Source organism: Kitasatospora sp. NPDC036993 (assembly GCF_055607525.1).
This window is the reverse complement of record NZ_JBVJRP010000012.1, coordinates 199294-211290: the sequence shown is the minus strand read 5'-3', so window position 1 is coordinate 211290 and position 11997 is coordinate 199294. Positions and strand designations below refer to the sequence as shown.

General features: G+C 73.2%; 9 protein-coding genes and 1 tRNA gene. 6 read left to right on the top strand and 4 right to left on the bottom strand.

Annotated elements, in window-relative coordinates; translation table 11 throughout:
- Window positions 1-168 precede the first annotated feature (168 nt).
- Window positions 169-792, bottom strand: a complete 624-nt coding sequence (gene snpA / locus ACZ7C5_RS26005; protein ID WP_401092106.1) for a snapalysin — start codon at window positions 790-792, stop codon at window positions 169-171.
- A 312-nt stretch (window positions 793-1104) separates the two neighbouring features.
- On the bottom strand, window positions 1105-1755 hold the full coding sequence (snpA, locus tag ACZ7C5_RS26000; protein WP_470323563.1) for a snapalysin: 651 nt from the start codon (window positions 1753-1755) through the stop codon (window positions 1105-1107).
- A gap of 405 nt (window positions 1756-2160) precedes the next feature.
- Here snpA (ACZ7C5_RS26000) and ACZ7C5_RS25995 point away from each other — a divergent pair, with 405 nt between their 5' ends.
- Window positions 2161-3138, top strand: a complete 978-nt coding sequence (locus ACZ7C5_RS25995; protein WP_401092108.1) for a LysR family transcriptional regulator — start codon at window positions 2161-2163, stop codon at window positions 3136-3138.
- 20 nt (window positions 3139-3158) lie between these two features.
- Here ACZ7C5_RS25995 and ACZ7C5_RS25990 read toward each other — a convergent pair whose 3' ends face one another.
- Complete coding sequence (locus ACZ7C5_RS25990; protein ID WP_401092109.1) at window positions 3159-4373, bottom strand: low temperature requirement protein A; 1215 nt, start codon at window positions 4371-4373, stop codon at window positions 3159-3161.
- A gap of 493 nt (window positions 4374-4866) precedes the next feature.
- Window positions 4867-6573 (bottom strand): ABC transporter family substrate-binding protein, encoded by a 1707-nt coding sequence (locus tag ACZ7C5_RS25985; RefSeq protein WP_470323562.1) that lies wholly within the window; start codon window positions 6571-6573, stop codon window positions 4867-4869.
- 341 nt (window positions 6574-6914) lie between these two features.
- On the opposite strand from ACZ7C5_RS25985, the gene ACZ7C5_RS25980 reads away from it, so the two are divergent.
- From ACZ7C5_RS25980 to ACZ7C5_RS25960, 5 genes are all read left to right on the top strand, one after another.
- Entirely contained in the window at window positions 6915-7895 is a 981-nt protein-coding gene (locus ACZ7C5_RS25980) for an ABC transporter permease (protein WP_401092111.1), read from the top strand.
- 16 nt (window positions 7896-7911) lie between these two features.
- Entirely contained in the window at window positions 7912-8913 is a 1002-nt protein-coding gene (locus tag ACZ7C5_RS25975) for an ABC transporter permease (protein WP_470323561.1), read from the top strand.
- Window positions 8910-10994 carry an ABC transporter ATP-binding protein gene (locus ACZ7C5_RS25970; RefSeq protein WP_470323560.1) on the top strand — a complete coding sequence of 695 codons (2085 nt, stop codon included), beginning with the start codon at window positions 8910-8912 and terminating at the stop codon, window positions 10992-10994. The genes ACZ7C5_RS25975 and ACZ7C5_RS25970 overlap by 4 nt, the downstream gene beginning before the upstream one ends.
- 60 nt (window positions 10995-11054) lie before the next feature.
- Window positions 11055-11128, top strand: a tRNA-Lys gene (locus ACZ7C5_RS25965).
- A gap of 73 nt (window positions 11129-11201) precedes the next feature.
- The gene (locus ACZ7C5_RS25960; protein ID WP_470323559.1) at window positions 11202-11933 is read left to right on the top strand and encodes a GOLPH3/VPS74 family protein; all 732 of its coding nucleotides are present in this window, start codon (window positions 11202-11204) and stop codon (window positions 11931-11933) included.
- Window positions 11934-11997 lie beyond the last annotated feature (64 nt).

Here is an 11997-nt window from a genome sequence, read left to right as displayed (position 1 = left end):
CAACGGCCCGTACCGACAACTGCCCGCACCGACGACGGCCGCCCTGCAACGGGCCGCCCGTACCGACGACGCCTGCCGCGGCCCCGCCCTGCGACACGCCGCCGGACAACCGCGGCGCCCCGGACCGGCCGCGTCGAGGCGGCCGGTCCGGGGCGCTCACCGCTCGGGTCAGCCGCGCGCCCAGAGCGAGTTGACGCGGCTGCGCTCGGTGGTGTTCGGGTAGGCGTTGGTGCAGGAGGTGCCGGGGCCGCCGCCCGACATCAGCTCGCTGCACGGGCCGGAGTAGTGGTCCGGCAGGCCGAGCACGTGCCCGGTCTCGTGCGCCACCACGCGCACCGAGCTGTACTGCTGGTTCTGCTGGTAGTCCAGGAAGACGTAGCCGCGCCCGTGGCCGTCGGTGCTGGCGTACGAGCCGCGGCTGTCGTTGCCCTCGTAGTAGCGGAAGTCGGCGGCCGAGCCGGACTGCAGCTTGACGTTGGCGACCGAGCCGTTCCAGATCTGCGCGGACTGGGATATCTGGTTGCGGAAGGACGGGGCGGAGCTGGCGTCGTAGGTGACGGTGACGACCGCCAGGCCGGGGTTGGCCGCCTGCTTGGCCTTGGCGGAGGCCATCACGGCCTGGAAGAAGGCCTGGTTGTTGGCCGTCTCCTCGGCCGAGCCCGCGTACGTCGTGGCGGTGTAGCCCTGGACGGCCGGGGCGGCCGGCGCCGCGGCGGCGGCAGTGGTGGGCAGGACCGCGAGGCCGGCCGCGAGGGCGAGGCCGAGGGTGGCGGACAGCACGGATCGCTTCATGTGGGGGCTCCGATTCGTGGGGTGTCGTGGCCGGTTGGGGGCCGGCCCGGGGGAACACCTGGTCAACGGACGGTGTCCCCAGAGCTTCGGGCAACCCGGTGCGCCCGCGGATGATGGCAACCCGCGATAGCACCGTCCAATACCCTGCCGGCGGAGCCGAATTGAGTGGCCTTTTCCTCGCCTTGACCCAATCGTGCCCCTGGCATTCAGTTCCGGTGGCGGCTAGGCTCCGGTCCGGGGAAGTACCCGGAGTGGCGGGCCGACCGATTCCGGCCGGACGGCCCGCCGCGCCGAACTTACCTGCCGGACATGTCAGTTCCGGGCCGCGAGACCGTTGGCCCAGAGGTAGTCGACCTGGCTGCGCTCGTTGCCGTCGGGGTAGGGATTGGTGCAGGACGGGCCGGGGCCGCCGCCCGACATCAGCTCGCTGCACGGGCCGGCGTAGTCGTCGGGCAGGCCGAGCACGTGCCCGGTCTCGTGCGCCACCACGCGCAGCGAGCTGTACTGCTGGTTCTGCTGGTAGTCGAGGAAGACGTAGCCGTGGCCGTGGCCGTCGGTGCTGGCGTACGAGCCGCGGCTGTCGCTGCCCTCGTAGTACGAGAAGTCGCCGTTGCCGCCGGTCTCCTGGAGCCGCACTCCGCTCACCGAGCCGTTCCAGATCTGCGCGGCCTGGGATATCTGGCTCGTGAAGGAGGGCGCGTTCGCGGTGTCGTAGGTGACGGTGACGCTCAGCAGCCACGGGTTCGCGGCCTGCCGCGCCTTGGCCGAGGCCATCACGGCCCGGAAGAAGGCCTGGTTGTCCGCGGTCTCCGCGGCCGGGGCGGCGTGTGTCGAGGGGGTGTAGCCCTGGACGGCGGGGGCGGCGGGCGCTGCCGGTGCCGCGGTGGCGGCGGTGACGGGCAGGGTCGCGAGGCCGGCCGCGAGGGCCAGGCCCAGGGCGGCGGACAGCACGGATCGCTTCATGTGGGGGCTCCGATTCGCGGTGCGCCGGCTCGCGGGGGCCGGTGGGGGCCGGGCCCGGCGACGGCGCACGGTGGGGGCCGCCCCACGGGTGTGACCGGGGGCGGGTTGCTGCTCCCGAGCTTCGACCCGCCCGGGGCCGTCACGGATGATGTCAACCGGCGATAGCACCGCCGCATGCCGGCCGGGCCCGGCACGCGGTCCGGCCGGGCTGACCCCACCGGACGAACCCGTCGAGCGAACCCCCCCGGACGAACCCGCCGCACGAACCCACCCCACGTCCGCCACACGTCCACCGCACGTCCGCCGCACACGACGCCGGCCGTTCCGTCGGCCGGCTCCCCGACACGCCTTGAATGCCTGTCATGTCCTTGGCGAGACGGTGGGGCGGCGTCTATGCTCCCGGACGTGGAGCTCGACGTGAGACACCTCCGGGTGCTGTGCGCGATCGCCGACACCGGCAGCCTCCGCAAGGCCGCGCTCCAGCTCGGCATGACCCAGCCCTCCCTCACCACCCAGCTGCACCGCATCGAACGGGCCATCGGCGGCACCCTGTTCACCCGTGAACAGACCGGCAGCCGGCCCACCGCGCTCGGCCACTCGGTGCTCTCCCGGGCCCGGCCGGTGATCACCGAGATGGCCGCCCTGGTGGCCGCCGCCCGCCAGGAGGCCAGGGACTCGGCCGGGCCGGGCCGGCAGCGACGGCTGCGGATCGGCAGCGTCGGCAGCCGGGCGGTCGCGGCCTGGCTGCGCCGGGTGCACGAGCGGCTGCCGGACACCGACACCACCATCCACGTGGACATCTCGGCCAGCGCGCTGCTGCGGATGGTCGCCGCCGACCAGTTGGACGTGGCCTTCGTGTACGAGAGCGAGGGCTTCCCGCTGCGGGTGCCGCCGGACGCGGAGCAGCGGGTGCTGATGGCCAGGGAGCCGCAGTTCGTCGCGCTCGCCGCCGGGCATCCGGCCGCCGCCCGGCCGGTCGTCCACCTGGCCGACCTCGCCGAGGACACCTGGATGGTCGACCCGACCGCCGACCACGAGTACGCGGCGATGCGCCGGGTGTTCAGCGAGGCCGGGCTCAACCCCCGGGTGCTCCAGGTGCGGGACAACGCCACCGCCGCCGAGCTGGTCGCCTCCGGCGAGGCCGTCCGCCCCTGCCAGCCGACCTCGCTGCCCGGGCCCGGCACGGTGGTCCGCCCGGTGCACGGGGACCCGCTGGCCGTCCGGCTGCTGTTCACCTGGCGTCCGCGCGTGCTCAGCGCGCCCGCGCTGGACGCGCTGTACGGCGAACTGCGGGCCGCCTACCTGGATCTGGCCAAGGTCAACCCGGCCTACCTGGCCTGGCTGGCCCGGCACGAACCGGTACTGCTGGGGCGGGCCGGCTAGCCCGTCCTCGCGGGAGGGAGTCAGCGGGCGATCCCGTGCCTGCTCTCCCGGCCGTGGACCAGCACGCCACCCGCCACCATCAGCGCGCAGACCAGGCCCGCCGCGAGCACCCCGGAACCGCCGAGCGCGGTGCAGGCCAGCACCAGCACGGCCCCGGCCGGGGCCAGCGACTGGGCCACCACGCCCCGCTTGGTGTGCCGGGAGTGCAGGAGCCAGACCGTGACCAGGAAGACCGCGGTGGGCACGGTGACCGTCGCGGTGGCGGCGGTCTCGGAGATGTGCGCCTGGTGCACCGCCGACTCCACGGCCACCTCCAGCCCCGCGCCGATCGCCGCCGCCGAGCCGAACACCAGGTAGTGCCCGTAACCCCAGACCAGCGCCTGCCGGTTGGAGCGCAGGTGGTCGTGGACGGGCCGGGCGAAGTAGATCCACCAGGCGGCGAAGCAGATCAGCAGCCCGCCGATCGCCACCGGCACCAGCCGGCCCAGCTCCTCGTGCTCGTCCACCGCCGACTGCACCGCGACGGTCGCCGCCGCCACCGTCTCGCCGAGCACGATCAGGGTGAACAGCCCGTACCGCTCGGCGATGTGGTGCGGGTGCCAGGAGGTCCGCATCCGCAGCTCGGCGACCACCGGCACGGCCAGCTCGCACAGCACCCCGACCGGGATGGCGTAGGGCCGGGCGCCGGGCGGGAGGAACAGCATCACCACCCAGCCGATCTGGCAGAGCGTGATCCCGGCCGCGTAGCCCAGCGCGACCCGGCGTGCCGTGCCCTGCTCGCTGGCGGCCGCCCGCAGCCACTGGGTGACCATGGCCAGGCGCATCACCACGTAGCCGGCGATCGCCAGCGACAGGTCCTGGGTGGCGAACAGCCGTGGCACCCCGGCGGCCAGGATCAGCACCCCGGCGATCTGCACCAGGGTGGTGACCCGGTACGGCACGTCGTCGACGTCGTACGCGGAGGCGAACCAGGTGAAGTTCATCCAGGCCCACCAGATGGCGAAAAATGACAGGGCATAGCCGGTTCCGCCCGCTCCGTAGTCCCCGGCTGCCAGGGAGTGGGCCAGTTCCCGCCCGGCCTGGCCGACCGCGACCACGAAACAGAGGTCGAAGAAGAGTTCCAGCGGGGTGGCGACCCGGTGCGGCTCGTGGCGGTCGCGCGGAACCATCCGGCGCACCGGCGGCGGGTCGACGGGGTGGCTGCGGGGTACCGCGGCGGCGGGGTCACTGGCCATCGGAGCTGCTCCGGGGGTGTGCGGGAGGGATCGTCCCGGGCATCCTGGCAGCGGCCCTGGCCCGGCGCACGTACCGGCGCGGCAGCTGTGCACGCACCGGCACATCAGTGTGCACGCTCCGGCGCACTCCTGGACTACCGCACGCCCCCGCCGTGATCGACCCGAATGTCCGCTTTTTTTCCTTGCCGTCAGCCCCAGTTGACGCTTCGGTGCGCGAACCGGGTGACAGCGCGGCGGGATTCCGGGCGCGTCCCGCGCGCTGCGCCGCGGGCGGCCGGAGCGCCGCTAGATTCTTCCCCGGTTGGAAGAGCGCGGGTCCTGCCGGGCCCCACGACACGGGTGGCGTGCGGGCAACGCGGAAGGTCAAGGCGGGTGGCGGGACAGCGGGGGCGGCGGAGCCGATCCTCCCGCGTCCGCGCCACCGGCCTCGTGATCACCGCGCTGCTCGCCAGCGCCTGCCGCGCGGCCCGACCGGCCCCGGCCGTGGCGGCGGCTACTTCTCCCAGCCGAGCACGCTGTAGTCCTCCGTGGCGAGGCCGAAGGCGCCGTAGTTGGCCAGTCCCTTGCGGGTCGCCACCACGGAGGGCCGCTGGTAGAGCTCGACGGTGTGGCCGAGCTCCCAGATCTTCGCGTCCGCCTGGTTGTAGAGCTTCGCGGCCTCCACCGGGTCGACCGTCCCGGCCGCCTTCTTCAGCAGCGCGTCGATCTCCGGAGTGCCCAGCCGCGAGGGGTTGCTGAAGGTGTTGTCGCCCACCGGCAGGCGGAAGTTGGCCAGGCCCTTGGAGTTCGGGAACGAGTCGGTGTTGCGCCAGCTCGCGATGTCGAACTTGCCCGGGGTGACGTACTTGGCGAAGTAGTCGTTGGCGGCCACCTTGTCCAGGTCGACCTTGACCCCGACCGTCTGCCACATCGCCGCCGCCGCGGTGGCCAGGTCGAGCTGGGCCTGCGTGGTGCCGTCGCTGAGCACCCAGTGCAGTTCCAGCGGCCTGCCGTCCCTGGTGCGCGGCCGGCCGCCGCCGGACTCCTTCCAGCCGGCCTCGTCCAGCAGCGCCTTGGCCGCGGCCGGGTCGAACTTCGCCCAGTCACCCGAGTTGTCCTGGTAGCCCGCCTGGTTGGGCATGATGATGTGGTTGCCGAGCGGCTTGAACTCCACCGGCACCCCGTTGTTGGCGATCTTGATCAGCGCCGAGCGGTCGAGCGCCCTGCCGAGCGCCTGGCGGACCTTCCGGTCGGCCAGCGCGCCGGTGCCGCCGAAGGAGATGTGCACCTCGTCCCACGGGCTGGCGGCCCGGATCACGGTGTCCTTGGCGTTCTTGAGCTGCCCGTACGCGGTGGCGGTGCCCGCCGAGGCCAGGTCGATCTCGTTGTTGAGGTACGCCTGGATGCTCGCGGCCTTGTCCATCACCCGGAAGGTGATCCGGTCGAGCTTGGCCCGGGCGCCCCACCAGGCCGGATCGGGGACGAGGCTGAGGGTCTGCGCGGTCTTGTCCGCGACGCCGATCTTCAGCGGGCCGGCGGTGATCGGGATCCTCTCCACCCAGCCCTTGTTGAAGTCGTCCGGGGTGGCGATGCCGGCCGCCGGGATCAGCGGGCGGAACAGGTTCTGCCAGTCCGCGTACGGCTCCGAGAAGGTGACCTCGACCTCGCCCGGGCCGGCGCCCTGCTCGACCGCGGAGATCAGCTCGTAGCCGGACGGGTCGTAGATGTTGTACGCCGGATCCTTGCCGCTGCCCGCCTGCCAGTCGGCCCTGAAGTCCAGGTAGCTCAGCGGCTTGCCGTCCGACCACACCGCCTTGGGGTTCAGCCGGTACGTGATCACCTGCGGCGAGGTCGAGGTGACCTTGGCCTCCACCAGGTAGTCCGGGTTCGGCCGGAAGGTTCCGGAGGCGTCGGTGCGGAAGAGCGAGGGCTCCAGGGCGCGGATGAGGTTCACCGTGTCGGTGTAGGAGCCGCCGTCCACCTGGAGCGGGTTCCACTGGGTGATCCACTGGTCCAGCTGGAGGCGCACCTCGCCGCCGTCCTTGACCTGGTCCGGCGGCCTGGCGTTGATGTCCTCGGAGTCCTGTCTCGGCGGCTCGCTCTTGGCCGCGCTGTCGGCCGAACCGCCACCGCCCGAGGTGCACGCGGTGACCGCGAGCACGACGGCGACGGCGAGGGCGGCCGCCCGGCCGAGACGGCGGGCCGTGGTGGAAGCGTCCATGAGGGTCCCCCTGGGACTGGTGACGGGAGTCGGGGCGCGCGAGGTGTGACGGGTCTTGATCGTGGGCAGCCAATTCGGCACCGGGCCAGCAGAACGTAACAGCGGATCAGATCCGCCACCAGGGGGAGGAGCGCACACCTGATCGAGACGTCACGCGCGGCAACACCGCCGCAACACCCCCTCAGTGCGCCGGTGCTTCACTCTGACCTGCGCGTCCCCAATTCCCTTGTCGCAAAAGTCATCTGACACCAAAACAGGAACACGACAGGACCCCGGACCGGAGGCCACCACCCGATGCCCACCAGACGCGTCGGCCCCACCCGCACCACGGACGGCCGTTGATGCTCCGCTACCTGGCGAAACGGCTGGGCTACTACGCGGCACTACTGGTCGCCGCCGTCTTCCTGGCGTACGCGGTCTCCGCGACCGCCCTGCAGCCGCGCACCTACTTCGAGGCCAAGGTGCCCCGGCCGTCCGCCGAGTCGGTCGAGCGCCAGCTCACCGCGCTCAACCTGAACGACCGCACGCCGGTGGTCGAGCGCTTCGGCCACTGGGCCGGCGGGCTGCTCGACGGCGACCTCGGCCGGAGCATCCACGACACGCCGGTCACCGACGACTTCGGCCGCCGGGTCCTGGTCTCGCTGCGGCTGCTGCTGCTCGGCAGCCTGCTGGGCATGGTCCTCGGCGTCGCCGCCGGCGCGTGGAGCGCGGTGCGCCAGTACCGGATCTCCGACCGGCTGCTCACCGTGCTGTCCTTCGTGCTGCTCTCCACCCCGGTCTTCCTGGTCGCGCTGTTCCTCAAGAACGGCGCCATCGCCGCCAAGGACGCGGCCGGCCACGAGGTCGTCCCGTTCACCGGCTACGAGACCCCGGGGCTCGCCGGCGGCCTCGGCGCCCACCTCGCCGACTGGGCACTGCACCTGCTGCTGCCCACCATCTCGCTGGCCCTCGGCGGACTCGCCACCTACAGCCGCTACCAGCGCGGCACCATGCTCGACGTGCTCGGCTCCGACTACCTGCGCACCGCCGAGGCCAAGGGCCTGACCCGCGGCCGGGCGCTGCTCAGGCACGGCCTGCGGACCGCGGTGATCCCCATGTCGACCATGTTCGCCTACAGCTTCCTGGGCATCTTCACCGGCGCGATCTTCACCGAGACGATCTTCGGCTGGCACGGCATGGGCGAGTGGCTGATCAAGTCGATCAACGAACAGGACGTCAACTCGGTGGTGGCGATCAACCTGTTCACCGCCGTCGTCGTGCTCGCCTCCGGCTTCCTCGCCGACACCCTGCACGCCGCCCTCGACCCGCGCGTGCGGTCCTGACCGGAGGAGAGCCGAGTTGACCACCACCGCCACCGCCACCGCCGGACCGGCCGGCCCCGACGACCCCTCTGGTCCCGCCGGTCGCGGCCGGCTCGTCCTCTCCCGGCTGCTCGCCGCCCGCGGCGCCGTGGCCGGCGCCGTCGTGGTGCTGCTGCTGTTCGCGCTCGCCTTCGGCGGGCCGTACCTGACGCACTGGGACTACGCCGCCCCCGACTTCTCCGCACTGCACCGGCCGCCCTCCGCCGAGCACCTGTTCGGCACCAACGGAGTCGGCCAGGACGTCTTCGCGCAGACCGTCCGCGGCTTGCAGAAGTCCCTGGTCATCGGCCTGCTGGTGGCCCTGTTCTCCACCGCGCTGGCCTCCGTGGTCGGCGCCTGCGCCGGCTACTTCGGCGGCTGGGCCGACCGGGCGCTGATGTTCCTGGTGGACCTGCTGCTGGTCTTCCCGGCCTTCCTGGTCATCACCATCGTCTCGTCCCGGCTGAAGAGCGCCGGCTGGATCGCCTTCGTCCTGCTGCTCGCGCTGTTCAACTGGATGATCACCGCCCGGGTGGTCCGCTCGATGACCATCTCCCTGCGCGAGCGCGAATTCGTCCGCGCCGCACGGTTCATGGGCGTCCGGCCGCTGCGGATCATCAGCCGGCACATCCTGCCGAACGTCGCCTCCTTCCTCGTCATCGACGCCACCATCGCGGTCGGCGGCGCCGTGATGAGCGAGACCGCGCTCTCCTACTTCGGCTTCGGGGTCAAGGCGCCGGACGTCTCGCTCGGCACCCTGCTCGCCGCCGGGACCGGCGAAGCCCCGGTGTTCCCCTGGCTGTTCTACTTCGCCGCCGCGCTGCTGGTGCTGTTCGTCCTCGCCGTCAACCTGATCGGGGACGGGCTGCGCGACGCCCTCGACCCCACCTCCGGTGCCGCGCCCCGCCGTTCGCGGGCCACCCGTCGTTCCCGCCGTTCCACCGACCGCTCCGCCGGCCGGTCCACCAGCCAGTCCGCGAGTCGTAGGAAGCGCCCGTGACCACCACCGTCGACACCCCGCTGCTCGCCGTCCGTGGCCTCCGGGTGGACTTCGCCGGGCCCGCGGGCCCGGTCCCCGCCGTCCGCGGGGTGGACCTCACCCTGCGGCGCGGCGAGACCCTCGGCATCGTCGGCGAGTCCGGCTCGGGGAAGTCCGTCACCGCGCTGTCCGTGCTCGGGCTGCTGCCCGGCACCGCGAGCCTCAGCGGCTCGGTGCGGCTGGACGGACGGGAACTGGTCGGACTGCCAGGCCGGGAGCTCGCCGCGATCCGCGGCCGCCGGATCGCCATGGTCTTCCAGGACCCGCTCTCCGCGTTCACCCCGGTCTACCGGATCGGCGACCAGATCGCCGAGGCGGTCCGGATCCACCAGCGGGTGGACAAGGCCGCCGCACGGCGAAGGGCCGCCGAGCTGCTCGACCTGGTCGGCATCCCGGCACCCGGCCGGGCCCTGGACAGCTTCCCGCACGAGTTCTCCGGCGGCATGCGCCAGCGCGCGATGATCGCCATGGCGGTCGCCAACGAGCCCGACATCCTGCTCGCCGACGAGCCCACCACCGCGCTCGACGTCACCATCCAGGCCCAGGTGCTGGACGTGCTGCGCACCGCCCGGCGGGAGACCGGCGCGGCGCTCGTCCTGGTCAGCCACGACCTCGGGGTGATCGCCGGAACCGCCGACCGGGTCGCGGTGATGTACGCCGGACGGGTGGTCGAGACGGCCGGGGTGGACGAGCTGTTCGCGGCCCCGCGCCACCCGTACTCGCTCGGCCTGATCGGCGCGCTGCCCCGGCTCGACGGGCGCGGCGGTCCGCTCGTACCGATCCCCGGCACCCCGGCGCCGATGGCCGAACTGCCCCCGGGCTGCCCGTTCGCGGCGCGCTGCCCGCTGGCGGAGGAGCGCTGCACGGCGGCCGAGCCGGCCCTGGAGGGGGCGGCCGGTCATCTGTCGGCGTGCGTCCGGTCGGCGGAACTCGCCGACCGGCGGCCCGCACCGGCCGAGGTCTACCCCGTCCCCGAGCCGCCGCCCGTCGCCGGCCCCGGCGACCGCTCGTCCCGGACACCGGTGCTGTCGGTGAGCGGGCTGGGAAAAACGTTCCCGCTCCTCAAGGGCACGGTGTTCAAGCGCAAGGTCGGCGAGGTGTACGCGGTGGACGGCGTCGACCTGGACCTGCGGGAGGGCGAGACCCTCGGCCTGGTCGGCGAGTCCGGCTCCGGCAAGTCCACCACCCTGTTCGAACTGCTGCGGCTCGGCGCCCCGGAGACCGGCCGGATCGAACTGCTCGGCCGGGACGCCGCCGCGCTCACCCGGGCCGAGGCCCACCGACTCCGCGCCCTGGTGCAGATCGTCTTCCAGGACCCGATGGCCAGCCTCGACCCCCGGATGCCGGTCGGCGACATCGTCGCCGAACCACTGCTCGCCCAGCGCGCCCCGCGCGAGGAGATCGCCCGCCGGGTGCCCGAACTGCTCCGCCAGGTCGGCCTCGACCCCGGGCACGCCGTCCGCTACCCGCACCAGTTCTCCGGCGGCCAGCGCCAGCGCGTCTCGATCGCCCGGGCGCTCGCCGTCCGGCCGAAGCTGCTGGTGCTGGACGAACCGGTCTCCGCCCTGGACGTCTCCATCCAGGCCGGGGTGCTCAACCTGCTCCAGTCGCTCAAGGCCGAACTGGGCCTCTCCTACCTCTTCGTCTCGCACGACCTCTCGGTGATCCGGCACCTCGCCGACCGGGTCAGCGTGATGTACCTCGGCCGGACGGTCGAACAGGGCGAGGTCTCCGCCGTCTTCGACCGCCCCCGCCACCCGTACACCCGTGCCCTGCTCTCCGCCGTCCCGCTCCCCGACCCCGCCGCCGAGCGCGCCCGCGACCGGATCCTGCTGGCCGGCGACCCGCCCCCGCCCACCGAGCGCCGCACCGGCTGCGTCTTCCGCACCCGCTGCCCGCGCTACGCCGGGCTCACCTCCCCGGCCGACCGCACCCGCTGCGAGCAGGAGCGGCCGGCCCTGGCCGACAACGCGCCCGGGACGGACCACCAGGCGGCCTGCCACCACCCGGAGCCCACGACCGGAACCGGTCACCGAAGGTGAAGCATCGAACACGATTCGGCGGATCGGGTGAGCGCCGTGTAAAGTCTCCGACGTCAGCAGGCGCCGCTAGCTCAGTTGGTTAGAGCAGCTGACTCTTAATCAGCGGGTCCGGGGTTCGAGTCCCTGGCGGCGCACATGGCAAGGTCTCAGGCCGTCCACTCCGGTGGGCGGCCTGAGGCGTTTCCGGCCCGGGTAGACCTTCTCCTCGTGAACTCCTCCGACACCCGGCCCCTGGCCGAGGAACTGCTGCTGCTGCTCTGCGCCGACCCGGCGGGCGGACGCCTGCGGATCCCCTCCCTCACCGTCTCGACGGCGGTCGCGGGCGCCGCCCTCGCCGAACTCCTGCCGGCCGGCGCGATCACCGTCGACGAGCGCCGGATCACCGGCCACCAGCCACTGGGCGGCCACGACGAGCCCGGCACCGCCGTCCTGGCCGGCCTCGAACGGGCGGGCAAGGGCCGGCCCCGGACTCTCGACCACGCGCTGCGCGAACTCACCCACCCGCACGGCAGGACGACCCGCCACTACCTGGACCGGATGGTCGGACAGGGCGTGCTGACCGCCCGGAGCCGCTGCTTCCCCGGGCTGCCCCACCGTCGCTGGACGGCCGTGCGGCCGGATGCCCGAGCGCTGATCGCCGGGCGGATCGCGGCCACGCTGGCGCGCACCGGGCCGTCCGACACCACCGTTCCGTCCGACACCACCGGGCCGTCCGACACCACCGGGCCGTCCGATACAGCCGTTCCGTCCGGCACGACCGACGAGCGGGACCGGCAACTGGCCGGCCTGGTCGGGGCGGCCAGGCCGGAACGCCGGCTCTACCCGGGATCGAAGGGTGCCCGGACCCGGCAGGCCGTCCGGCAGCCGGCCCGCGGCCTGCCCGTCCCCCGGGCCGTGGAGCGGGAGATCGCACGCCGGAGGTCCCAGTCGGGGAGTTGAGCCGGCCTGCCGGGCGCCCGCCCCGGGGCTTCCGGCCGGTCGTCGCGACATCTCGGCACGGCGT